Source organism: Bacillus sp. FSL M7-0791 (assembly GCF_038627085.1).
In the GTDB taxonomy this organism is placed as follows: Bacteria; Bacillota; Bacilli; order Bacillales; family Bacillaceae; genus Bacillus; species Bacillus safensis.
The window spans coordinates 2361212-2384199 of record NZ_CP152022.1 but is presented as its reverse complement, the minus strand read 5'-3'; the positions used below and the strand labels follow the sequence as shown (position 1 = coordinate 2384199).

Below are 22988 nucleotides of genomic sequence, written 5' to 3'. Positions count from 1 at the left end.
AGAAGGAGTGGAATGTTTGTGTTTGGTAGAACTTTTTATTGTGGAGAAGTAACAGAAGACCAAATTGGTCAGTCAGTTGTATTAAAAGGATGGGTTCAAAAAAGGCGTGACCTAGGCGGATTAATCTTTATTGATTTGCGCGACCGTACAGGGATTGTACAAGTTGTCTTCAATCCAGACCTATCAAAAGAGGCGCTTGAGACAGCAGAATCAATTCGTAATGAATATGTCCTTGATATTAAAGGAACGGTTGTCGCAAGAGAAGAAGCAACGATCAATCCAAATTTAAAAACGGGCAAAATTGAAATTCAAGTCGAAACGGTCACCGTTTTAAATGAAGCGAAGACTCCTCCATTTGTGATTTCAGATCAAGCAGACGAGGTATCAGAAGATGTTCGTTTAAAATATCGTTACCTGGATCTTCGCCGCCCTGCAATGTTTGAAACAATGAAAATGCGACATGAAGTCACAAAAGCATTCCGCCATTTCTTAGACGACAACGGCTTTCTAGACATTGAAACGCCAATTTTAACGAAAAGTACGCCAGAAGGTGCGCGTGACTATCTTGTTCCAAGCCGTGTACACGAGGGAGAATTTTATGCACTGCCGCAGTCTCCGCAATTATTTAAACAATTGCTGATGGTTTCTGGGATGGACCGTTATTATCAAATTGCCCGCTGCTTTAGAGATGAAGACTTGCGTGCTGACCGTCAGCCGGAATTTACACAAGTCGATATTGAAATGTCCTTCATGAGTCAAGAGGACATCATGACGCTTGCTGAAGAGATGATGGCGAAGGTGATGAAAGATGTCAAAGGTGTAGACCTTACATTGCCATTACCTCGTATGACATACGATGAAGCGATGAATTCCTATGGATCTGATAAGCCGGATACACGTTTTGAGATGAAGCTCGTGAACATTTCAGACACAGTAAAAGACTCAGATTTCAAAGTGTTTAGCGGAGCTGTGAAAAATGGTGGAGCTGTAAAAGCCATCAATGTAAAAGGGGCTGCAGCGAACTACTCAAGAAAAGACATTGATGCACTTGGTGCCTTTGCAGCGAACTACGGTGCAAAAGGTCTAGCTTGGCTAAAAGCAGAAGGGACTGAATTAAAAGGTCCAATCGCTAAATTCTTTGATGAAGCAAAGCAAGCTGAATTAAAAGAACAGCTGCAAGTTGAAGAAGGCGACCTTTTACTCTTTGTTGCAGACAAGACGTCTGTTGTCCATGATGCGCTTGGTGCACTTCGCTTAAAACTTGGTAAAGAGCTTGAACTGATTGATGAGTCTGTATTCAATTTCTTATGGGTTGTCGATTGGCCGCTGCTTGAAAAGGATGAAGAAGAAGGCCGCTTCTATGCTGCCCATCATCCATTCACAATGCCGGTTCGCGATGATCTTGAATTAATTGAAACAAGCCCAGAAGACATGAAGGCCCAGGCTTACGATCTTGTGCTGAATGGCTACGAGCTTGGCGGAGGTTCTATTCGTATTTTCGAAAAGGACATTCAAGAAAAGATGTTTGGCTTACTTGGTTTTTCAAAAGAAGAGGCTTACGAACAATTTGGCTTCCTGCTGGATGCGTTTGAGCATGGTGTTCCTCCGCATGGCGGAATCGCGCTTGGGCTTGACCGTTTAGTGATGCTGCTTGCAGGCCGCTCTAACTTAAGAGATACGATTGCATTCCCTAAAACGGCAAGTGCGAGCTGCGTTCTTACAGATGCCCCTGGCCATGTAAGCGAGGCACAGCTTGATGAGCTGAGTTTAGCGATTAAAACAAAAGTAAAACAGTAAAATAGGCGCATGTTTATAGGTATGTAAACGCTTGAAAAAGAAATATGCCTATGATATGCTTTCATCAATCAATAAATAAAGTCCTGATACGTACGGTGGTTACCTAGTTTTGACCGAACATTTTTTTATACGGGAGCTTGCCTTTCCTTTCTGCATAAATGCCTCTTTAGAGGACTTATAAAGTCAGGAAGAAAGCACCCACCTGCATGGTGCGGGGTTCAAAACGAAGGAAATGCTGGCGGCGTCATCGGGACTTTTTTGTGTTTTTTTCTTTTAGAGAAGGATGACGGAGAAGTCTGAATATGATATGATTCTTTCGATTCATTTTAAATAAAGGTGGAGTGAGGCACTTGTTACATCAGTTTTCAAGAAACGAGCTTGCCATTGGCAAGGAAGGCTTAAATATACTAAAAAACAGTACAGTTGCAGTGCTTGGTGTGGGCGGTGTTGGTTCATTCGCAGTAGAGGCACTCGCGCGTTCAGGCGTTGGCCGTATTGTTCTTGTTGATAAAGATGATATTGATATTACAAATGTAAACCGTCAGCTTCCAGCATTGCTATCAACAGTGGGCCAGCCAAAGGTTGACTTAATGCAGGCGAGAATCGCTGATATTAATCCAGAATGTGAAGTTGTTGCACTGAAGATGTTTTATACAGAGGAAACATACGAGCAATTTTTTGAGTATCCGCTTGATTATGTCATTGATGCCTCAGATACCATTCACTATAAAATTCATTTAATGAAAGAGTGTCTGAAACGAGGTGTGAACATCATTTCAAGTATGGGAGCTGCGAACAAAACAGATCCGACACGCTTCAAAATTGATGATATTTCAAAAACACATACCGATCCTATTGCAAAAGTTGTGAGAACACGTTTGCGTAAGGAAGGGATTCGTAAAGGAATTGAAGTCATTTTCTCTGATGAAAGTCCAATTGTCATTCGCGAAGATGTCAGAAAAGAAGTTGGAAATGATGAAGCGAAGATTCGCAAGGCGCAAATGCCGCCATCATCTAATGCGTTCGTTCCGTCTGTTGCCGGACTGATCATGGGTGGTCATGTCATTATGAAGCTTTTAAAAGATATTCCAATTACACGTGTGAAGGATAAATAAACAGCCCGCCTGCTGACATGCAGGGGGCTTTTTTTATTTCTGGCGTTTTAAATTTTCATAGACCTGTTTCAATGCACCTTCAAATTTTCCGGTTTGTTTCGGTACATAGTATTGCTTGTTTTTCAGCGGATCAGGTAAATATTGCTGCTTCACCCAGCCGTTTTCGTAATCATGTGGGTATAAGTAATCGACGCCTCTTCCAAGGGCTGTGGCGCCTTTGTAGTGAGCATCCTTTAAATGAACTGGAACTTCTCCAATTTTCCCTGTACGAATGTCACCAAGTGCCGCATCAATCGCCTTATATGCCGAATTAGACTTAGGAGAAAGACACAGCTCAATCACTGCGTTCGCCAGCGGAATTCGTGCTTCTGGGAAACCGATTCTTTCTGCTGTTTGTACTGCGCTTAACACGCGGGGGCCTGCCTGCGGACTGGCTAAGCCAATGTCCTCGTAAGCCATCACGAGTAATCTCCTTGTAATGCTTTCAAGGTCTCCTGCTTCGATTAGTCTGGCAAGGTAATGCAGAGCCGCATCTGTATCAGATCCTCTAATGGATTTTTGAAAAGCCGAGAGGACATCATAATGAGCATCACCATTCTTGTCATGTGAGAAGCTCTTTTTTTGTAAGCATTCTTCTGCTGCGGCAAGAGTAATTGTGATATGCCCTGTCTCATCAGCTTTTGTCGATAAGACAGCGAGCTCGAGCGCATTTAAAGCAGACCGCACATCTCCTCCGCATCCATTGGCAAAATGATTCATCGCTTCATCGTCCACTGTCACCTTATAGCCGCCAAGCCCGCGATGTTCATCCTGTAAGGCTCTTGTTAACGCAGCTTTGATTTGCTCTGTTTCAAGCGGCTTCAGCTCGAATATTTGTGTCCGGCTTCGAATGGCAGGATTGATCGCATGATAGGGATTAGCCGTTGTTGCCCCAATTAAAATGATCATGCCATTTTCTAAATAAGGAAGAAGAAAATCCTGCTTTCCTTTATCAAGCCGGTGGACTTCGTCTAAAATAAGGATCACCTGGCCGCTCATTTTCGCTTCAGCGGCAACAGCTTCCATATCCTTTTTGTTATGAATGACCGCATTCAGCGTTCGAAAAGCAATGCTTGTACTGCCAGCAATCGCGGTTGCAATCGATGTTTTGCCGATGCCCGGCGGTCCATATAAAATCATCGAGGATAAATGTTTTGCCTCGACCATTCGCCTAATAATTTGACCTTCTCCAACAAGATGCTCCTGCCCAATAATGTCTTCAATATGACTTGGGCGCATCCGGTACGCTAAAGGTTTCATAATTATCTCTCCTATAGCAATGTCTTGTTTGTATAGAGTACCGAAATTTCTTCAAATAGAAAAGGGATTCGTCCTTCTATCATGCTCGGAACCCGTAAATGAAAGTTGGCTGAAAGTATGATATAATTGCTTTTGGTCTATATATCAGCGTATATGAAATCAGAAAAATAATTGATGACATAGAATAGAAAACGCAGAGGTGTTTAACTTGAAAATATCAACTAAAGGCAGATATGGTCTGACGATCATGATCGAATTAGCCAAAAAACATGGCGAAGGCCCTACATCATTAAAATCAATCGCTCAAAACAATGATTTGTCTGAGCATTATTTAGAGCAGCTTGTATCACCACTCCGCAATGCCCGTCTTGTAAAAAGTATCCGCGGAGCGTATGGCGGCTATGTTCTTGCACATGAACCAAACGAGATCACAGCAGGTGATATTATTCGTGTATTAGAAGGACCCATTAGTCCTGTTGAAGTCATCGAAAACGAAGAACCAGCAAAGCGTGAACTATGGATTCGTATTCGTGATGCAGTAAAAGACGTACTAGACAATACAACTCTTGAAGACTTGGCAAGCTACACAGATGACGGGGATCAAGACTCGTATATGTTCTATATTTAGATCAGAGGTGTACCGGAAATGGAACGAATCTATTTAGATCATGCGGCCACAACGCCGATGGATCAGCGTATTGTGGACAAGATGATGCCGTACTTTACAGAGATATTTGGCAATCCCTCTAGTATTCATTCATATGGGCGCGAGGCAAGAAAGTGGCTCGATGAAGCAAGAGAAGTCATTGCAGGAGAATTACACTGTAAACCGCAGGAGATCATCCTCACAAGCGGTGGAACCGAGGCGGACAACCTGGCAATTACAGGTGTTGCCATGGCAAGACAGCATGAAGGAAAACATATCATCACAGTGAAAACAGAGCATCATGCGGTGCTGCATACATGTGAACGCCTAGAAAAACTAGGATTTGAAGTGACATATTTAGATGTGGACGAAACAGGATTGATTCATCTTGATCAATTAAAACAAGCATTGAGAGATGATACGGTTCTTGTGACCGTCATGTACGGCAATAATGAAACAGGTGTGATTCAGCCAATCAAAGCCATTGGCGAACTTCTGCGTGATCACACTGCTCATTTTCATACAGACGCAGTGCAGGCGTTTGGCACAGTACCCATTGATGCAGCAGATCTCCATATTGATCTTTTATCTGCTTCTGGCCATAAGCTGAATGGTCCGATGGGAACAGGTTTTTTATATGTAAACGAAGGCGTGAAACTTTCTCCGCAAATATTCGGAGGCGAACAAGAAAGAAAGCGCCGTGCTGGCACTGAAAATGTGGCAGGAATTGTTGGGCTTGCAGAAGCTGTTCAATTAACGAAGCAAAATAGAAGAGAAAAAGCGATGCATTATGGTAAGCTCAAAGAAACCATGCTGCAAGTATTCGAAGAGGAATCTCTCAATTTCTCTATCAATGGACATCCGAAAGAGACATTGCCGCACATTTTAAATGTTCATTTCCCGGGCGTCTCCATTGAATCGCTGCTTGTGAATTTAGATATGGAAGGAATTGCTGTTTCAAGCGGATCGGCATGTACGGCTGGATCTGTCCTTCCTTCGCACGTGTTAAGCGCCATGTATGGCGAAGAAGCAAAAGAGCTGACGTCCTCAGTCAGAATAAGCTTCGGTCTTGGGAATGAAGAGGATCATGTGAAGCAGGCGGCACGTAAGATAGCGGCTGTTGTCAAACGCCTAGCCAAATAAATGCTTCTTTTTGTTCGTGTGTGAAAAATGAAACAGCGAAGCACCTGAAGAACGAAACGCGCATGTTGTTTCATTGAAATTGGAGTTGATGAAGATGACAAAAAGACCAGAAGATACAAGAGTTGTGGTCGGTATGTCCGGAGGAGTCGATTCATCAGTTGCCGCTCTTATGCTAAAGGAGCAAGGCTATGATGTCATCGGCATATTTATGAAAAACTGGGATGACACTGATGAAAATGGCGTTTGCACAGCAACGGAAGACTATGAGGATGTCATCCGCGTATGTAACCAAATTGGAATCCCTTATTATGCAGTGAATTTCGAGAAGCAATATTGGGACAAAGTGTTTCAATATTTCCTTGATGAATATAAAGCAGGCAGAACGCCAAACCCAGATGTCATGTGTAACAAAGAAATTAAGTTCAAGGCTTTCCTTGAGCATGCATTGTCACTTGGTGCAGATTACTTGGCAACAGGACACTATGCCCGTGTTGACAGAACAGGCGATGAAGTCAAAATGCTGCGAGGTCTTGATGCAAACAAAGACCAAACGTATTTCTTAAATCAGCTGACACAGGAACAACTTGATAAAGTCATGTTCCCAATCGGTGATTTAGAGAAAAAAAGGGTTCGTGAATTAGCTAAAGAAGCAGAGCTCGCAACAGCAGCGAAAAAAGATTCAACTGGTATCTGCTTTATCGGAGAAAGAAACTTTAAAACGTTCCTTAGTCAATATTTGCCTGCACAGCCTGGTGTGATGCAGACAATGGACGGAGAAGTAAAAGGGGAGCACGATGGACTGATGTATTACACGATCGGTCAGCGCCAAGGACTTGGCATTGGCGGCAGCGGTGATCCTTGGTTTGTCGTTGGAAAAGACTTGGAGAAAAACATCTTGTTTGTTGAACAAGGCTTCCACAATCCACTTTTATACTCTGAAAGCATTTCAGCCGTTAATATCAGCTGGACTCGTCCTCATATTGTCGGAGAAAACGGTGAATTAACTTGCACAGCAAAATTCAGATACCGTCAAGAAGATCACCATGTGAAGGTCAAAATGACAGGTGAGCAAGAAGCGATGGTTATCTTTGATGAACCTGTTCGTGCTGTTACCCCGGGACAAGCGGTTGTTTTTTATGATGGCGACGAATGTCTTGGCGGCGGTACAATTGACGATGTCTTCAAAGATGGTCAAAAGCTGTCGTATGTGTAGCATGTTTCAAAACCTCAACGTCGCTGTTGAGGTTTTTTAATGAAAGGATGAGAGAGCGAATGAATCATAACGAAATCGGCATAGAAGCCTTGAATCAAGGGAATATCGAAAAAGCAGCTGAAGCTTTTACAAAAGCGATCGAAGAAAGCCCGAAGGATCCGGTTCCATATATTAACTTTGCGAACTTACTTTCAAGTATCAATGAATTTGAACGTGCTTTAAACTTTTTTCAAAAAGCAATTGAACTTGATCATACCGCAGCTGCAGCCTATTATGGAGCAGGAAATGTATATACATTAAAAGAAGACTTTATGAAAGCGAAAGACTATTTTGAACAAGCACTAAAAGCCGGCATGGAAAATAGTGATTTGTTTTATATGCTCGGGCAGACGCTCATCAAATTAGAGCAGCCAAAGCTTGCGATGCCATATCTTCAGCGTGCCGTTGAACTAAACGAAGAGGATAATGAAGCAAGATTCCAATTTGGCATGTGTTTAGCCAATGAACACATGCTGGAAGAAGCGGTGACAACTTTTACTGAAGTCATTACGCGTGATCCGCAGCATGCAGATGCTTTTTATAATTTAGGGGTTGCGTATGCGTACTTAGAGAAAAAAGACGAAGCACTTGAGATGCTGGGTAAAGCCATTGACGTGCAGCCTGACCATATGCTGGCACTACATGCACAAAAGCTGATTCAAGAGGCAGAATAGATGGAAGGAGGGAAGACCTGTGCAGGAACATCCAGATCAAATGAAGCTTGAGGACGAACCGTTTTTAAAGGGGACCATTCAAGCCGTTATTTTCCATAATGAAAGTAATTTATACTCGGTGTTAAAGGTAAAAGTCATTGAAACATCGGAAAACTTAGAGGAAAAAACTGCATCTGTCACAGGCTACTTCCCCGCACTTCATGAGGAGGAAACCTACACCTTTTATGGCAAAGTGACAAGCCATCCGAAATTTGGTGAACAGTTTCAGGCCACTCATTTTCAAAAGGAAGTGCCGACAACGAAGCAAGGCATCATACATTATCTCTCAAGTGATTTATTTGAGGGGATAGGAAAAAAGACGGCGGAAGAAATTGTGGGACAGCTTGGCAATCAGACGCTTCATAAGATTATGCGTGACCCAGCTGTTTTGTATGATGTACCGCGCTTATCAAAAAAGAAGGCGGATAAGCTTGCCGCAGCGCTTCAGGAGCATCAAGGGCTGGAACAAATCATGATCAGCCTGAATCAGTATGGCTTTGGTCCGCAGCTCAGCATGAAGATTTACCAAGTATACGAGAGTGAAACACTGCAGAAAATCGAGGAAAATCCCTATCAGCTCGTTAAGGATGTTGAGGGAATCGGGTTTATTAAGGCGGATGAGCTTGGCGCTAGAACAGGCATCTCAGGAAATGACCCAGAACGGATTCGCGCCGCCTTGCTATATACAGTGGAGACAGCCAGTCTACAAGACGGTCATACGTACATACAAACGAAAGATTTGATCGTCGAAACCCGCAAGCTGCTCAACCAAACCGGCAATGATTACAAAGTGACTGAAATGGATGTTGCCAATCAGATCATTGCACTTGGCGAAGGAAAAGAAATGATCATTGAAGATGACCGCTGCTATCATCCATCCTTATTTTATGCGGAGCAAAGTGTCGCCAAACGCATTCAAAAAATCGTCTCCCAAACAGAATATGCAGATCAATTTCCTGAATCAGAATTCCTGCTAGCACTTGGCGAGCTGGAGGAGCGGTTAGGCGTCCAATATGCACCGACACAAAAGGAAGCGATTCAAAAGGCACTCATGTCCCCGATGCTGCTTTTAACAGGCGGGCCTGGAACAGGGAAGACGACGGTCATTAAAGGAATTGTCGAGCTTTACAGTGATCTTCACGGTGTTTCTCTTGATCCGAGTGATTATAAAAAAGATGAATCCTTCCCATTTGTGCTTGCGGCACCAACTGGACGGGCGGCTAAACGGATGACAGAATCAACAGGGCTTCCAGCTGTCACCATTCACCGGCTGCTAGGCTGGAACGGTTCGGAGGGCTTCTCTCATGATGAGGAACAGCCGATTGAAGGAAAGCTTGTCATCATTGATGAATCAAGTATGCTGGATATTTGGCTTGCGAATCATTTGTTTAAAGCCATTCCTGATCATATCCAAGTGATTATGGTAGGGGATGAACATCAGCTGCCATCTGTCGGACCAGGCCAAGTTTTACGGGATTTGCTTGCCTCAAAAGCCGTGCCGGCTGTTACCCTGACAGATATTTACCGGCAGGCAGACGGCTCAACCATTGTTGAACTTGCACATGATATGAAAAATGGTGTGCTGCCAAAGGATATCACTGCACGCTCAAAGGATCGGTCCTTCATTCAGTGTTCAGCTGATCAAATGAAAGAAGTTATTGAGAAAGTTGTCAGCAATGCTGCTCAAAAAGGGTTTTCAGCAAAGGATATTCAAGTGCTGGCACCGATGTATAAAGGAAAAGCAGGCATCAATGAGCTCAACAAAATGCTGCAGCACATTTTGAATCCTAAAAAACCAAAGGGCAGAGAAATCCCGTTTGGTGATGTGGTGTACCGGACAGGTGATAAGGTGCTTCAGCTTGTGAATCAGCCGGAGAACAACATTTTTAACGGCGATATCGGTGAAATTGTCTCGATTTTTTATGCAAAAGAAAATACAGAAAAAGAAGACATGGCTGTGATCTCCTTTGATGGAAATGAAATCACCTTTACAAAAAAAGATTTTCATCAATTTACACATGCTTATTGCTGCTCTATTCACAAATCACAAGGAAGTGAATTCCCGATTGTTGTGCTGCCAGTCGTCAGGAGCTACTACCGAATGCTTCGGCGGAATCTGCTGTACACAGCCATTACACGCAGTAAAAAGTTTTTAATACTGTGCGGCGAGGAATCAGCGCTGGAGTGGGGCGTGAAAAACAATGAGGATTCCCTCAGACAAACGTCCTTAACGATGCGGCTAGTACAAACCGAACAAATCATGGATGCAGAACTTGAAGCGCTCCAAAAAGAGCTTCCGTTTAGCGTACATGACGCAAATATTGGCATGGAGGGAATCACTCCATTTGATTTTATGCATGAGTAGAAGGTTCAGATTGTTGACAAAGGGCTAAAATGATTTTTATTTTAGCCCTTTGTCTTCTTTTAGCGTGAAAAGAACTTCACCCATTCCGTTCATGGAAGCCATTTCTTCGTATGAGTCATGAAGCAAACGCACACGATAAGACTGTTCCGCAAAAGGTGGTTGAGCACATTTTGAGAACATGCCAAGAACTTGAAGGAATGACGATCTATACAGATGAGCTGTCCCAATCGCTTGGTTCTATAAAAGATATTTGCTTTTTAGCCGGAGGCAGCTGCGGAGGATATGTGTTAGAGGGGAAAAAGAAAGACTGTGCACTCGTTCCATTTTCTGCTTTTGATCAGCTGACAGACAAAGGTTTGTATGTGAGCTGCCAGGAGGGAGTGGGCATGGATTCCTCTGCTCCATTCTTGTTATTTTCGAAATTAAAGAAGAAAATGATGCAGTCGCCTGATGGTGAAAATTTAGGCATTTTGGAAGATGTATACTTTTGCTCAAATTCGGGCACAATCGTAGCATATGAACTCTCGGACGGCTTCTTTACAGAGCTATCAGGGATTCGGAAACAGCTGCAGGCTGCCGGAACCTTGATGAACGTTCAAAAGGAAGCACTGGTTCTAAACCGAACGTAAAGAGGTGCTGATTATGCTCATTTGCCCAAATTGCAAATGTAAAGACATCGGAAAAATTGGGGTCAATCAATATTATTGCTGGGGCTGTTTTATTGAATTGACGCTGTCAAAAGGCAAAATATCTACACACCAAGTGGAGGAAGACGGGACACTAAGCAGCTTAGATGATCTGTTTAGTGACGATGAACGTTCAATTCAACTATAAGTGTTAAGGGGGAATTTCGAATGGGCAAAATGACTTCTTCACTATTAACGCTTGGTGCAGGTGCACTCGCATATCACTTTGCAAGCCGATATGATATGCCATCAAAGCGGGATATGAAAAAGCTAAGAAAACGTGTTATGAGAATGATGTAAACAAAAAGGGCTAAAATGATCTTCATTTTAGCCCTTTGTTTTTTTCAGCGTGATAGCCAGCCGGTCTATACGCTGAGGCATCCGCCAAAAGCGGATGTTCTTTTTATGCCTGCCTGTATTCTAATCGTCTTGCAAGAATGGATAAGCTGAAATTGACGACAAAATACATCATAGCTGCCAATAAGAAAATCGGCAGTAAATAGGATTGGCTTTGACCGTTTAATATTTGAGCGTGATGTAATAATTCTGGAAGCGCAATGACAACGGCAAGCGACGTATCTTTCAAAAGAGATATGAACTGACTGACAATTGGCGGCACCATTCGGCGCAGAGCCTGCGGCATAATAATCATTTTCAGTGTTTGAATATAGGTTAAGCCAGAAGATCTGGCTGCTTCAATCTGACCCTTATCAATTGATTTAAGGCCGCTCCGAATAATTTCTGACAGCATCGCGGATTCAAACACGGTTAAAGCTGCAATGGCAGAGGCTGTGATGCTTAGCTTGATGCCGATTTCAGGCAATGCAAAATACGTGAAAAAGATGATCAGCAAAAGCGGCAGGTTTCGAATGGTCTCTACAACTACCGCAAGCACCTTCGATAAAACCGGTATTTGAGCGAACCGTAATGTGCCAACGACTAATCCAATGATAAAGCTCAAAATGATGGAGATAAAAGCCACTTTTAAGGTGACAGCAAATCCTTCAAGTAAAAAGGCGAGATGATCAGGCTGGTAGGCACCTATAAAATCCATGATGTTTCCTCCTTTCTAGTGGCTTCTTGCTAATCTTCTTTCTAAATAACCGACGCCTAGACTGAGCGGAATGGTTAATAGCAGATAGAACATCGCAACAAAGATGTAGACATCAAACGTCACAAATGTTCTAGACGCAATAAGGTCTCCTTGATACATGAGATCAAACCCTGCAATGACACCTAAAATCGAGGAGTTTTTGACAAGGTTAATAAATTGATTTCCAAGAGGGGGAATGACGATTTTAATCGCCTGCGGCAAAATGATATACCGCATCGTCCCGCCATATGACAGACCTGAGGCGCGGGCTGCTTCCATTTGTCCAAGCGGTACAGCTTGTATCCCTGCACGAATGGCTTCAGCAATAAAGGCAGACGTATAAATGGCAAGAGCAATCGTACCAGCAGTAAAGCCATCTGCTACAATACCCAGCACCGGTAAACCAAAGAAGAAAACAAAGGTGATCAATAATAACGGAATATTCCGAATGAATTCAACATAAGCCGTTCCGAACCAGTTGAGCGGCCTAAATGGCGCAATTCTCATAATGGCAATGAGTGTACCGATCAAAAAGCTTCCAATCAGAGCGATGACACTTGCACCAATGGTATATTTAAAGCCTTCTAAATAAAGATGAACATTTTCAGTGAGAATGGAAAACCGCAGCAATCAGTTCACTTCCTTCCTGATCAACAGGGGAGCCTTTGAGAGGCTCACCTGAGGCATTGATCTTGACGAATCAAATGCTATTCTTTGATCCATTTTTTAAGAATCTTGTCATACTCTCCATTGTCTTTTAACGTTTTTAAGGCTTTATTGATCGCATCTGTTAATTCTTGATCTCCTTTTTTCACAGCAATGCCATAAGGCTCATCTGTAAAGGTGCCGCCGACCACTTCATAATTTGAATCTTCATCTGCCATACCAAATAAGATCGCATTATCAGTTGTCAGCACTTGCCCTTGGTTTGATTTTAATGCTGTAAAAGCCTCCTGATAGTTCTCAAATTCTAATACGGATGCTTCAGGTGCTTTCTCGCGGATATTTTGAGAAGAAGTAGATCCTTTCACGGCCAGCACCTTCGTTCCTTTTTTAAGATCATCAATGGATTGAATGTCGCTTCCTTTTTTCACAAGCAGTGATTGTCCTGCTTCAAAGTAAACATCTGAGAAATTGACTTCTTTTTTACGCTCTTCTGTAATTGTCATAGTCGCAACAATTGCATGGATATCCCCTTTTTGAAGCAAAGGAATTCTTGTTTTAGATGTCACTTCCTTAAATTCTGCTTTTCCTTCATCGCCGAGTATTTCCTTTGTGATGGCTTTTGCAATGTCAATATCAAATCCTTCAATATCACCGCTGCTCGGATTTTTTAAACCGAATAAACGTGTGTCATTTTTTACACCGAAAATGATTTTTTTGTCTTTCTTAATGGCTTCTAAAGAACTTCCTTGTTTTGCATCAGTTGACCCTTTTTCAGTAGATCCACAAGCAGCCAAAGCGGCGATGCAGCAAGTCATAAAGAGCAGCAGGCCAAAGCGTTTCATTTTTTTCATCAAACCATTCCCCCTAGTGATTTAATATACGGCTTAAAAATAATTGAGCACGTTTCTCTTGCGGTTTTTCATAAAATGCAGCCGGTGTTGATTCTTCAAGAATTCTGCCTTCATCAATAAAGACAATACGGTCAGCCACTTCGCGGGCAAAGCCCATCTCATGTGTGACGACAACCATGGTCATGCCTTCACGAGCCAGCTGCTTCATCACATCTAATACCTCGCCGATCATCTCTGGATCAAGTGCAGATGTCGGTTCGTCGAAAAGCATCACCTCCGGCTTCATCGCAAGCCCTCTTGCAATGGCAACGCGCTGCTGCTGTCCGCCCGAGAGTCGTGAAGGGTAGGTGTCTGCCTTTTCAGGAATGCCGACTTTATTTAAATAAAATTCAGCTGTTTCCTTTGCTTCTTCCTTGCTCACTTTTTTGACCTTCATCGGCGCAAGCATAATGTTTTCAAGCACCGTCTTATGCGGATAGAGGTGAAAATGCTGAAAGACCATTCCGATATTTTGCCTGACAAGATTGATGTTGGTCTTCGGATGCTGAACAGAGACTTGGTTGACGAGAACTTTTCCCGCATCAATGCTTTCAAGACGATTGATACACCTGAGCATCGTGCTTTTACCAGACCCTGAAGGACCGATGATCACAACAACCTCCCCTTTTTGAATATGTAGGTTAATGTCCTTAAGTACATGGAACTGGCCATAATGCTTGTTGACTTCTTCGAATGTGATCATGAAGAACCTCCTCTTGTGTTTCATTGGCTAAAGCTAAAGTGGATTCTAGCACAACTTGTGTAAAAAGAAGTAAATGATGGAATATTTTCTGACGAGATTTTACAGCAAACAGTGACTTTGGATGGAGCTGTATGTTTCATGTGTATTCATTTTTAACAAAGTTAGGACAAATTTTATTTACGTGGATAATTGCAGAAGATGGTTAAACAATAAGAAAAGAGGTGAAAAAGGTGAAGAAACGTCCGATCCAATTTCTAATATATGCTGCAGGGGTCCTGCTTGTCCTTGCATCCTTGCTCATTTTACTGCAGCTCGACGAGTTATGGATGCCTGTTTTTTTATTGCTGAAGGCGGTTCTCATTCCGCTTCTCATCGCTATTTTTATTTCTTATCTGCTTTATCCGATTGTGGAAAGACTGCATGCACGAGGGCTGCCGAGAACAGTCAGTCTCTTACTCATCTATGTCCTGTTTTTTGGCGGGATTGGTTTTGCGGTATATAAAGGAGCGCCTGTTATGATCGCACAGTTAAATGAGCTGTCAGAACAAATTCCTGTCATCGCTGAAGCGTATAATGGGGCTTTATCACATATTCATCATCATACGAGCCACTGGCCTGACGGACTTCATGACCGCTTGGACCGCTTCATTGTTCAATCGGAGACATATGCAGCCAATAGCGCTGAGCGGATGATTCTTAGCTGTAAAGTTTTATTTGATTACGCTTTAGTTGCAGCACTCATCCCTTTTCTTGTTTTTTATATGGTAAAAGACATGAGTACGATGAAACGGGCGGCATGGTATTTAACGCCACCGTCATTTAGGAAGAGGGGGCATGCCTTTGTGAAAGCAGTGGATGAATCGCTTGGTGATTATATTCGAGGGCAGCTGCTTGTCTGTTCTTTAATCGGGGGTGCAGCAGCCATTGTGCTTTGGCTTTTTCATATCCCGTATCCGCTCGTTCTTGGCATGCTGATAGGAGCAACGAACGTGATTCCGTATTTTGGACCGATAATTGGCGCAGTGCCTGCCATCTTTATTGCGTTTACCATTTCAGTGAAATCGGTCATCATCGTATTGATCACAGTAGCGGTGCTGCAATTTTTAGAGAGCAATGTCCTCAGCCCGATCATTGTAGGACGAAGTCTTCATATGCATCCTGTCGTTATTATGCTTGTCTTGCTTGCAGGAGGGGAGCTGTTTGGCTTAATTGGGATGATTTTAGCCGTACCAGCAGCTGCGATTATCAGGGTGATCATTGTGCAATATATCCTGATGAGACGAAGCGTTCATTGACAAGACGAGCCGAGTTGTCTATAATAATTTCGATTCATACATATTGAAATTCAATGACGGACCCGAGTACGTTAAAAAGCTGTTGCAGAGAGAGGCTTTATTTGCTGAGAAAAGCCTTATCAGACCTTTAACGGAAGCTAGTCCCGAGTGCAGATAAACACTGCCGCTCTCTTCCGGCGTTATCGGATGTGAAGGTGATAGACGAATTTGTCTATAATCAGGGTGGTACCGCGAGAACATCTCGTCCCTGTGTAAGTCGTTTTGTGCTTGCATAGGGCGGGATGTTTTTTCGTTTGTGTGGAGATTGATGAATGATAAGGGAGGATTTTTGAATGAAAACTTTAACTTCAGCTCAAGTACGTCAAATGTTTTTAGACTTTTTTAAAGAAAAAGGACATGCTGTAGAACCGAGTGCGTCACTTGTACCGCATGACGATCCGACACTTTTATGGATCAACAGTGGGGTGGCAACATTAAAAAAATACTTTGATGGCCGCGTCGTACCTGACAATCCGCGTATTTGCAACGCGCAAAAATCGATTCGTACAAATGATATTGAAAATGTAGGGAAGACAGCACGTCATCACACGTTCTTTGAAATGCTTGGCAACTTCTCTATTGGTGACTATTTTAAAGAAGAGGCCATTGAATGGGCGTGGGAATTCCTCACAAGTGACGAGTGGATCGGCTTTGATCCGAATTTGTTATCTGTGACAGTCCACCCAGAGGACGAAGAAGCATATATCCTTTGGAGAGATAAAATTGGTGTACCTGAAGAACGTATTATTCGTCTTGAAGGAAACTTCTGGGATATTGGTGAGGGCCCAAGCGGACCGAATACAGAAATTTTCTATGACCGCGGTGAATCATACGGTGACGACATGAATGATCCAGAATTATATCCAGGCGGGGAAAACGAGCGTTATCTAGAAGTATGGAATCTTGTGTTCTCTGAATTCAACCATAATCCAGATGGGTCATACACACCACTTCCGAAGAAAAACATTGATACAGGGATGGGCCTTGAACGAATGGTATCTGTCATTCAAAACGTGCCGACGAACTTCGATACAGACCTATTTATGCCAATTATTCGTGCAGTTGAGACCATTTCTGGAGAAAGCTATGGCGAAACAAAGGAAAAGGATACAGCATTCAAAGTCATTGCTGACCACATCCGGACAGTTGCCTTTGCTGTAAGCGACGGTGCGCTTCCTTCCAATGAAGGCCGCGGATATGTATTAAGACGTTTGCTGCGCCGCGCTGTGCGTTATGCAAAAACGATCCATATCCACCGTCCGTTTATGTATGATCTAGTGCCAGTTGTTGCTGAGATCATGAAGGATTTCTACCCAGATGTACAAGCAAAAGAAGAATTTATTGCGAAAGTCATCAAAAACGAAGAAGAACGTTTCCACGAAACACTGAACGAAGGGTTAGCTATTTTGTCAGAAGTGATCAAAAAAGAAAGAGACAAAGGCAGCTCACAGATTTCAGGTGAAGATGTATTTAAGCTGTATGACACGTATGGATTCCCTGTCGAGCTGACAGAAGAATACGCAGAAGATGAAAACATGACAGTTGATCGAGAAGGCTTCCAAGCGGAAATGGAGAAGCAGCGTGAACGGGCAAGAAATGCGAGACAAGATGTCGGCAGTATGCAGGTTCAAGGCGGCGCTTTAGGCGATATTAAAGTGGAAAGTACCTTTGTTGGCTACGAAAATTTAACTGCGGAAACTCGCATTATCGAATTGCTTCAAAATGGTGAACTTGTCTCTGAAGCACATGAAGGAGACACGGTGCAAATCTTGTTAGATGAAACGCCTTTCTATGCGGAAAGCGGCGGACAAGTAGCGGATAAAGGAACACTAAAAAGTGCAGAAGCCATCATTGAGATCAAAGATGTGAAAAAAGCGCCAAACGGTCAGCATGTCCATGAAGGAGTCGTCGTAAGCGGTACGGCTCAAAAAGGTCTCGAGGTTACTGCAGAAGTGGAATCAGCTCTTCGAAAAGGGATTGTCAAAAACCATACAGCGACACACCTTCTGCATCAGGCGCTCAAAGATGTATTAGGAAGCCACGTAAACCAAGCAGGTTCATTGGTAAATGAAAACAGACTTCGCTTTGATTTCTCTCACTTTGGACAAGTGACGAAAGAAGAATTGTCTCAAATTGAAAAAATCGTCAACGAAAAAATTTGGGAAGGCATCTCTGTTGCCATTGACCTGAAACCAATTGCTGAAGCAAAAGAAATGGGTGCAATGGCGCTCTTTGGCGAGAAGTATGGCGATATTGTCCGTGTTGTCCAAGTGGGCGATTACAGCATCGAGCTATGCGGCGGCTGTCACGTGCAAAACACTGCGGAAATCGGTTTGTTTAAAATTGCATCTGAGTCGGGTATTGGTGCTGGAACACGCCGTATTGAAGCTGTGACTGGTAAAGGCGCTTATGAAGAATTAAATGACCAGCTGGCGATTTTAGAACAGGCAGCAAGTGAGCTGAAGTCAAATACGAAGGATGTACCAAAACGGATTGCTTCATTACAGGCAGATTTAAAAGAGGCTCAAAGAGAAAACGAATCTCTCCTTGCGAAATTAAGCCAAGCAGAAGCTGGCTCTATTTTAGAGAAAGTGACAGAAGTTGGCGGAGTGAAAGTATTAACTGAAAAAGTAAATGCTAAAGACATGAACCATTTAAGAACAATGGTTGATGACTTAAAAGCTAAATTAGGATCAGCTGTCATCGTCCTGGGAGCCGTTCAAAACGGAAAAGTAAACATTTCAGCAGGAGTAACAAAAGACGTGATCGAAAAAGGTCTGCATGCAGGGAAGCTTGTGAAGCAAGCAGCTGAAATCTGCGGCGGAGGCGGAGGCGGACGTCCAGACATGGCACAAGCAGGCGGAAAACAACCAGAGAAGCTTGAAGAAGCACTGGCAACTGTCGAAGAATCTGTCAAATCCGTTTTATAATCAGGCAATGTAGTGTAGAATAATGGTATTAGATGAGCGGTTAGAAAAAAGCTTGCTAGTAGAATGTTGGAAGAGAGGTGCAAGAAGCAGTGAGTTCATTTGATAAGACAATGAAGTTTAACTTCTCTGATGATTCAGCTGAAACCAATGTGAATGAAGTGCTCATTACAGTTCATGACGCACTCCAAGAAAAAGGATACAACCCGATCAATCAAATTGTCGGATACTTGCTGTCAGGCGACCCTGCTTATATTCCAAGACATCAGGATGCACGCAACCTAATTCGTAAACTAGAACGAGACGAATTAATTGAGGAATTGGTTAAATCGTACTTAGAGACACATAAAGAGGCGTAAAACATGAGAATTTTGGGCTTAGATTTAGGCACGAAAACCCTTGGTGTTGCGATCAGTGATGAAATGGGATGGACAGCGCAAGGGATTGAAACAATTAAAATTGATGAAGCAGGCGGAGACTTTGGTCTCAGCCGCCTGTCTGAGATCATAGCGGAATACGGAGCGGATAAAATTGTACTTGGCTTTCCAAAAAATATGAACGGTACGGTCGGTCCTAGAGGCGAAGCCAGCCAATCATTTGCGAAAGTGCTAGAAAACACGTACAATGTTCCTGTTGTGCTTTGGGACGAGCGTCTGTCAACAATGGCAGCGGAAAAAATGCTCATCTCTGCAGATGTGAGCAGACAAAAGCGTAAAAAAGTCATTGATAAAATGGCGGCTGTCATGATTCTGCAAGGATATTTAGACAGCTTAAATTAAAATGAGGTGAATCAAATGGAACACGGAGAAAAGCAAATTACAATCGTTGATGATAATGGAAATGAACAGCTTTGCGAAGTACTATTTACTTTTGAAAGCGACCATTTTAACAAATCTTATGTCCTTTACTACCCAATTTCTGAACAAGACAATGAGGAAATTGAAATTCATGCATCAAGCTTCACACCGAATGAAGACGGTGAAGATGGCGAGCTAGAGCCGATTGAAACGGATGAAGAATGGGACATGATTGAAGAAACGTTAAATACGTTCTTAGATCAAGAAGACGAAGAATAGAACAAATAAAAGGCCTGTGAACAGATCTTCTTGATCTTTCTTCACAGGTCTTTTTTTACGATCAATATGTTAACTTGATTTTATTTTATGTTGACATAATGAATTGTACCTTTTACTCTGTTTTTAACAATAAATTGAGTGAGGGGCATGGAGATTGAAAATACAAGATATGATGCAAATAGCGTTAATGACAGCGGTCATCGGGATGTTAGGCTTGATCCCGCCGATTTTACTTACATTTACACCTGTACCGATTACATTGCAAACCGCAGGTCTTTTGCTTGCTGGGGGGCTGTTAAAGCCAAAACAAGCACTGATCAGTTTATGTCTTTTTCTTTTGGTTGTGGCAGCAGGCGCACCTCTTTTGTCAGGCGGGAGAGGCGGGATAGGGGTCTTTTTTGGTCCAAGCGGTGGTTTTCTTCTTGCTTATCCTGTTGCTGCCTTCATGATCAGCTTATGGGTGAACCGGCTGAAAAAAGTAACCACACTGCGTCTTTTTGTGATCTATGCGGTTTGCAGTATTGTGATTTTGTATATGTGCGGCATCCCCTTTCAAGCCATGATGATGCATATTAAGGTGTCGCAGGCCGCTTTCCTTAGTTTGATTTATCTTCCAGGTGATCTCATCAAAGCGGGAATGTGTGCTGTCTTTACGGTCAAAATCATACAGGCCATGTCATATCGAAAAAGGGATCTGCATAAAGGGAGGCGTGCGGTTTGATCAGAATAACGGAAAGCTATGCAGTACATGCAGAAATGAAACCAGATCAGATTGCCATCATAGATGAGCAAGAAAGCATTACATATCAAGATTGGTACGAACGTGTACAGAGATCAGCACAGTGGTTACAAGGAACGGCTCATCAGCAAAAAAGAATCGCTTTTTTATTATCAAATGGTGCTTCTTTTTTGCAAATATTTGCGGGCGCTGCTTGTGCAGGGTGGACAGCCGTTCCGCTTGATCCGAGATGGAGTCATGAAGAATGTGTTGAAAAGCTCTTGTTAAGTGAGGCGGATCTCGCCATTATAGAAGATCGATTGATGAAAAGATTTGAACAAAGCAGCGTAGACATACCGATTATTTCTTTATCTGAATGGAAGGAAAGAATGAGCCTTCTCACAGACAGTCCAGATAACAGCTGCGATACCGAGAAGGATCCTGTCTTTTATATGGGATTTACGTCAGGATCAACAGGCTCACCGAAAGCGTTTATTAGGCGTCAGCAGTCTTGGATCGAGAGCTTTCGAATGACCACCGCTTCATTTGGAATCACTCATCAAGATCATGCTCTTATATTAGGTACACTTTTATCCTCTCACTTTTTATATGGTGCCATCAGTACATTATACTTTGGCGGCACAGTGACGCTTTTAGAAAAATTTGTGCCAGTAAAAGCGAAGAAAGCCTTAGAGACAGGTGATATCACCGTGATGTATACTGTCCCAACAATGACAGAAACGTTACTGCAAATCGAAGCTTTTAGAGAAGACAATCCGCTTCTTGTCATGTCATCGGGAGCAGATTGGAGCATCTCTTCAAAAGAACAGCTCGTCACCAATTATCCACATGTCACTTTTTTTGATTTTTATGGCACATCAGAGTTAAGTTTTGTCTCTTATTTGTCTTCAAATGACTTTATGCAAAAACCTTCTTCTGTTGGACGGCCTTTCTCCTCCATTCAAGTAGAAGTAAGGCGGCCTGATCAATCTGTCTGTCAGCCAAATGAAACAGGGAGGATTTATGTAAAGAGCCCAATGACTTTTTCAGGTTACTTGCATGAGCAGAAACCGCCGGAGGAGTGGCTGACAGTTTACGATATGGGATGGTTGGATGAAGACGGTTATCTGTATATGAGCGGTCGTGAGAATGGCATGATTGTCTATGGAGGACTGAATATTTTCCCAGAGGAAATTGAGCGTGTGCTAAATGATCAGCCAGAGGTAAAACGGTCGATTGTGGTTGGCGTTCCTGACCCATATTGGGGTGAAATCCCTGTTGCCATACTGGAGCAAGTGCCGCAAATAAAGGCGGTTCGACAAGCTGTTAAAGAAAAGCTGGCGGCCTACAAGGTACCAAAAAAATGGCTTGTGATTGATCAAATGATTGAAACATCCGGCGGAAAAATAGCCCGCGCGAGCATGAAAAAGTGGGCGGAGGAGCAATTGTCATGCAAGCAGTGATCGTAGAAGCAAAACGAACACCCTTCGGTGACAAAAATGGGATGCTGAAAAATTATCGCCCAGAGCAATTAGCCGCTCCCCTTATTCGGCATTTGTCTCAGATCATGACACCGGATGACGTCATATTAGGCAATGTCGTCGGAGGCGGTGGAAATATGGCCCGTCTGTCCTCTTTAGAAGCAGGTCTTCCTTTACACGTTCCTGGTATGACAATTGACAGGCAGTGTGCCTCTGGTCTTGAAGCGATCCGAACAGCTTGCGTCATGGTTCAATCGGGGGAGGGCACGATGTATATCGCTGGCGGGACTGAGAGCATTTCCAGCTCACCAATGAAAGAGAGAGCACGCTTTTCACCGGAGCGGATAGGAGATCCGCATATGGGAGAAGCAGCAGAGCTGACCGCGTCGGCATTTTCTGTCACGAGAAAAGAACAAGATGACTATGCCCTTTTAAGCTGGGAAAGAAGTTTAGCGGCATTCACACATGGTACATATTCAGAAGAAATCGTTTCGATTGACGGGATGAACATAGATGAAGCGGCTGCTAAAATAAGACCGATGGCAAAGCTGATCAAGCGGGCAAAGCCTGTATTTTTACCGGGAAAAGGAACTGTGACCGCCGCCAATAGCTGTAAGGAAGCAGACGGAGCAGCCGCCGTCGCTGTGATGGAAAGATCGCTAGCGGAAGCAAGTGGATATAAGGTGATGCTACGGTATGCCGGAAGTGCTGTGACAGCGATACATCCTCATTTTCCAGCTGCTTCACCAATTGATGCGATCAAGAAGCTTTTACATCAAGAGAACATCAAGGCAGAGGAAGTGGCGCTATTTGAAATCAATGAAGCGTTTGCGCTGAAAGCTGCACTTATTGCCCGGACGCTAGGGATACCATATGACCGAATCAATAGAAGAGGCGGTGCACTTTGCCTTGGGCATCCTTACAGCGCGTCAGGAGCTGCTATGATGGTGAGATTATTTTATGAAGGGCGCGCCTTATCGAATGGAAGCTATGTCATGGCTGCTATTGGAAGTGGTGGCGGCATTGGTTTAGCCGTGTTATGTCAAGTTCTGTCATGACATGCATAAGCAAGGAATTGCCGAAC

General features: G+C 43.2%; 23 protein-coding genes, 1 other RNA gene and 1 other annotated feature. Of the genes, 19 read left to right on the top strand and 5 right to left on the bottom strand.

Annotated elements, in window-relative coordinates; genetic code table 11:
* Window positions 1–18 precede the first annotated feature (18 nt).
* The 3 genes from aspS to MHI08_RS12275 all read left to right on the top strand — a co-directional run bounded on the left by aspS (window position 19) and on the right by MHI08_RS12275 (window position 2912).
* Window positions 19–1797 carry an aspartate--tRNA ligase gene (gene aspS, locus MHI08_RS12285; RefSeq protein ID WP_024423128.1) on the top strand — a complete coding sequence of 593 codons (1779 nt, stop codon included), beginning with the start codon at window positions 19–21 and terminating at the stop codon, window positions 1795–1797.
* 77 nt (window positions 1798–1874) lie between these two features.
* Window positions 1875–2055: non-coding RNA, 6S RNA (gene ssrS / locus MHI08_RS12280), on the top strand.
* A 92-nt stretch (window positions 2056–2147) separates the two neighbouring features.
* Entirely contained in the window at window positions 2148–2912 is a 765-nt protein-coding gene (locus MHI08_RS12275; protein WP_024423127.1) for a tRNA threonylcarbamoyladenosine dehydratase, read from the top strand.
* A 33-nt stretch (window positions 2913–2945) separates the two neighbouring features.
* Here MHI08_RS12275 and MHI08_RS12270 read toward each other — a convergent pair whose 3' ends face one another.
* Entirely contained in the window at window positions 2946–4211 is a 1266-nt protein-coding gene (locus tag MHI08_RS12270; protein WP_056767979.1) for a replication-associated recombination protein A, read from the bottom strand.
* Window positions 4212–4419: 208 nt separating this feature from the next.
* Here MHI08_RS12270 and MHI08_RS12265 point away from each other — a divergent pair, with 208 nt between their 5' ends.
* The 8 genes from MHI08_RS12265 to MHI08_RS12230 all read left to right on the top strand — a co-directional run bounded on the left by MHI08_RS12265 (window position 4420) and on the right by MHI08_RS12230 (window position 11316).
* Complete coding sequence (locus tag MHI08_RS12265) at window positions 4420–4839, top strand: Rrf2 family transcriptional regulator (protein WP_024423125.1); 420 nt, start codon at window positions 4420–4422, stop codon at window positions 4837–4839.
* An 18-nt stretch (window positions 4840–4857) separates the two neighbouring features.
* Window positions 4858–6000: a cysteine desulfurase family protein gene (locus MHI08_RS12260; protein WP_024423124.1), complete on the top strand. Its 1143-nt coding sequence runs from the start codon at window positions 4858–4860 to the stop codon at window positions 5998–6000.
* Between the two features lie 94 nt (window positions 6001–6094).
* A complete protein-coding gene (gene mnmA / locus MHI08_RS12255; RefSeq protein ID WP_024423123.1) occupies window positions 6095–7213 on the top strand; it encodes a tRNA 2-thiouridine(34) synthase MnmA in 1119 nt (372 codons plus the stop codon).
* A gap of 59 nt (window positions 7214–7272) precedes the next feature.
* Window positions 7273–7926 carry a tetratricopeptide repeat protein gene (locus MHI08_RS12250; RefSeq protein WP_025092425.1) on the top strand — a complete coding sequence of 218 codons (654 nt, stop codon included), beginning with the start codon at window positions 7273–7275 and terminating at the stop codon, window positions 7924–7926.
* A 19-nt stretch (window positions 7927–7945) separates the two neighbouring features.
* Window positions 7946–10330 (top strand): ATP-dependent RecD-like DNA helicase, encoded by a 2385-nt coding sequence (locus MHI08_RS12245; protein ID WP_024423121.1) that lies wholly within the window; start codon window positions 7946–7948, stop codon window positions 10328–10330.
* A gap of 110 nt (window positions 10331–10440) precedes the next feature.
* On the top strand, window positions 10441–10959 hold the full coding sequence (locus tag MHI08_RS12240) for a hypothetical protein (protein ID WP_056767970.1): 519 nt from the start codon (window positions 10441–10443) through the stop codon (window positions 10957–10959).
* Between the two features lie 13 nt (window positions 10960–10972).
* Window positions 10973–11164 (top strand): hypothetical protein, encoded by a 192-nt coding sequence (locus MHI08_RS12235; RefSeq protein ID WP_003216308.1) that lies wholly within the window; start codon window positions 10973–10975, stop codon window positions 11162–11164.
* 20 nt (window positions 11165–11184) lie between these two features.
* The gene (locus tag MHI08_RS12230; RefSeq protein WP_003216198.1) at window positions 11185–11316 is read left to right on the top strand and encodes a YrzQ family protein; all 132 of its coding nucleotides are present in this window, start codon (window positions 11185–11187) and stop codon (window positions 11314–11316) included.
* Window positions 11317–11419: 103 nt separating this feature from the next.
* On the opposite strand, the gene MHI08_RS12225 is transcribed toward MHI08_RS12230, so the two are convergent.
* The 4 genes from MHI08_RS12225 to MHI08_RS12210 form a co-directional block, all read right to left on the bottom strand.
* On the bottom strand, window positions 11420–12070 hold the full coding sequence (locus MHI08_RS12225; protein ID WP_024427867.1) for an amino acid ABC transporter permease: 651 nt from the start codon (window positions 12068–12070) through the stop codon (window positions 11420–11422).
* Window positions 12071–12085: 15 nt separating this feature from the next.
* Complete coding sequence (locus MHI08_RS12220; protein WP_024423118.1) at window positions 12086–12739, bottom strand: amino acid ABC transporter permease; 654 nt, start codon at window positions 12737–12739, stop codon at window positions 12086–12088.
* 77 nt (window positions 12740–12816) lie between these two features.
* Window positions 12817–13626: a transporter substrate-binding domain-containing protein gene (locus MHI08_RS12215; protein ID WP_025092422.1), complete on the bottom strand. Its 810-nt coding sequence runs from the start codon at window positions 13624–13626 to the stop codon at window positions 12817–12819.
* 13 nt (window positions 13627–13639) lie between these two features.
* A complete protein-coding gene (locus MHI08_RS12210; RefSeq protein ID WP_024423116.1) occupies window positions 13640–14368 on the bottom strand; it encodes an amino acid ABC transporter ATP-binding protein in 729 nt (242 codons plus the stop codon).
* Window positions 14369–14598: 230 nt separating this feature from the next.
* Here MHI08_RS12210 and MHI08_RS12205 point away from each other — a divergent pair, with 230 nt between their 5' ends.
* The 8 genes from MHI08_RS12205 (at window position 14599) to MHI08_RS12170 (ending at window position 22962) form a co-directional block, all read left to right on the top strand.
* On the top strand, window positions 14599–15663 hold the full coding sequence (locus MHI08_RS12205; RefSeq protein ID WP_254806164.1) for an AI-2E family transporter: 1065 nt from the start codon (window positions 14599–14601) through the stop codon (window positions 15661–15663).
* Between the two features lie 44 nt (window positions 15664–15707).
* Window positions 15708–15915, top strand: a binding site (T-box leader).
* An 80-nt stretch (window positions 15916–15995) separates the two neighbouring features.
* Window positions 15996–18632: an alanine--tRNA ligase gene (gene alaS / locus MHI08_RS12200; protein ID WP_197202990.1), complete on the top strand. Its 2637-nt coding sequence runs from the start codon at window positions 15996–15998 to the stop codon at window positions 18630–18632.
* A gap of 89 nt (window positions 18633–18721) precedes the next feature.
* Window positions 18722–18988 carry an IreB family regulatory phosphoprotein gene (locus MHI08_RS12195; RefSeq protein WP_008358522.1) on the top strand — a complete coding sequence of 89 codons (267 nt, stop codon included), beginning with the start codon at window positions 18722–18724 and terminating at the stop codon, window positions 18986–18988.
* Between the two features lie 3 nt (window positions 18989–18991).
* Window positions 18992–19408, top strand: a complete 417-nt coding sequence (gene ruvX / locus MHI08_RS12190; RefSeq protein WP_024423113.1) for a Holliday junction resolvase RuvX — start codon at window positions 18992–18994, stop codon at window positions 19406–19408.
* 15 nt (window positions 19409–19423) lie between these two features.
* Window positions 19424–19705, top strand: a complete 282-nt coding sequence (locus MHI08_RS12185) for a DUF1292 domain-containing protein (protein WP_024423112.1) — start codon at window positions 19424–19426, stop codon at window positions 19703–19705.
* A 154-nt stretch (window positions 19706–19859) separates the two neighbouring features.
* Entirely contained in the window at window positions 19860–20426 is a 567-nt protein-coding gene (locus MHI08_RS12180; RefSeq protein ID WP_151862641.1) for a biotin transporter BioY, read from the top strand.
* A complete protein-coding gene (locus MHI08_RS12175; RefSeq protein ID WP_197203097.1) occupies window positions 20426–21886 on the top strand; it encodes an acyl-CoA synthetase in 1461 nt (486 codons plus the stop codon). The genes MHI08_RS12180 and MHI08_RS12175 overlap by 1 nt, the downstream gene beginning before the upstream one ends.
* Window positions 21874–22962: an acetyl-CoA C-acyltransferase gene (locus MHI08_RS12170; RefSeq protein ID WP_135032983.1), complete on the top strand. Its 1089-nt coding sequence runs from the start codon at window positions 21874–21876 to the stop codon at window positions 22960–22962. Before MHI08_RS12175 ends, MHI08_RS12170 begins: the two co-directional genes overlap by 13 nt.
* Window positions 22963–22988 lie beyond the last annotated feature (26 nt).

What these genes read in the sequence shown, in the direction of transcription:
- MHI08_RS12215 (WP_025092422.1), bottom strand. Translation starts at nt 13,626, where the DNA reads ATGAAAAAAATGAAACGCTTTGGCCTGCTGCTCTTTATGACTTGCTGC.
- mnmA (WP_024423123.1), top strand. Translation starts at nt 6,095, where the DNA reads ATGACAAAAAGACCAGAAGATACAAGAGTTGTGGTCGGTATGTCCGGA.
- MHI08_RS12230 (WP_003216198.1), top strand. Translation starts at nt 11,185, where the DNA reads ATGGGCAAAATGACTTCTTCACTATTAACGCTTGGTGCAGGTGCACTC.
- alaS (WP_197202990.1), top strand. Translation starts at nt 15,996, where the DNA reads ATGAAAACTTTAACTTCAGCTCAAGTACGTCAAATGTTTTTAGACTTT.
- ruvX (WP_024423113.1), top strand. Translation starts at nt 18,992, where the DNA reads ATGAGAATTTTGGGCTTAGATTTAGGCACGAAAACCCTTGGTGTTGCG.
- MHI08_RS12210 (WP_024423116.1), bottom strand. Translation starts at nt 14,368, where the DNA reads ATGATCACATTCGAAGAAGTCAACAAGCATTATGGCCAGTTCCATGTA.
- MHI08_RS12270 (WP_056767979.1), bottom strand. Translation starts at nt 4,211, where the DNA reads ATGAAACCTTTAGCGTACCGGATGCGCCCAAGTCATATTGAAGACATT.
- MHI08_RS12185 (WP_024423112.1), top strand. Translation starts at nt 19,424, where the DNA reads ATGGAACACGGAGAAAAGCAAATTACAATCGTTGATGATAATGGAAAT.
- MHI08_RS12170 (WP_135032983.1), top strand. Translation starts at nt 21,874, where the DNA reads ATGCAAGCAGTGATCGTAGAAGCAAAACGAACACCCTTCGGTGACAAA.
- MHI08_RS12225 (WP_024427867.1), bottom strand. Translation starts at nt 12,070, where the DNA reads ATGGATTTTATAGGTGCCTACCAGCCTGATCATCTCGCCTTTTTACTT.
- MHI08_RS12240 (WP_056767970.1), top strand. Translation starts at nt 10,441, where the DNA reads ATGAGTCATGAAGCAAACGCACACGATAAGACTGTTCCGCAAAAGGTG.
- MHI08_RS12235 (WP_003216308.1), top strand. Translation starts at nt 10,973, where the DNA reads ATGCTCATTTGCCCAAATTGCAAATGTAAAGACATCGGAAAAATTGGG.
- MHI08_RS12260 (WP_024423124.1), top strand. Translation starts at nt 4,858, where the DNA reads ATGGAACGAATCTATTTAGATCATGCGGCCACAACGCCGATGGATCAG.
- MHI08_RS12250 (WP_025092425.1), top strand. Translation starts at nt 7,273, where the DNA reads ATGAATCATAACGAAATCGGCATAGAAGCCTTGAATCAAGGGAATATC.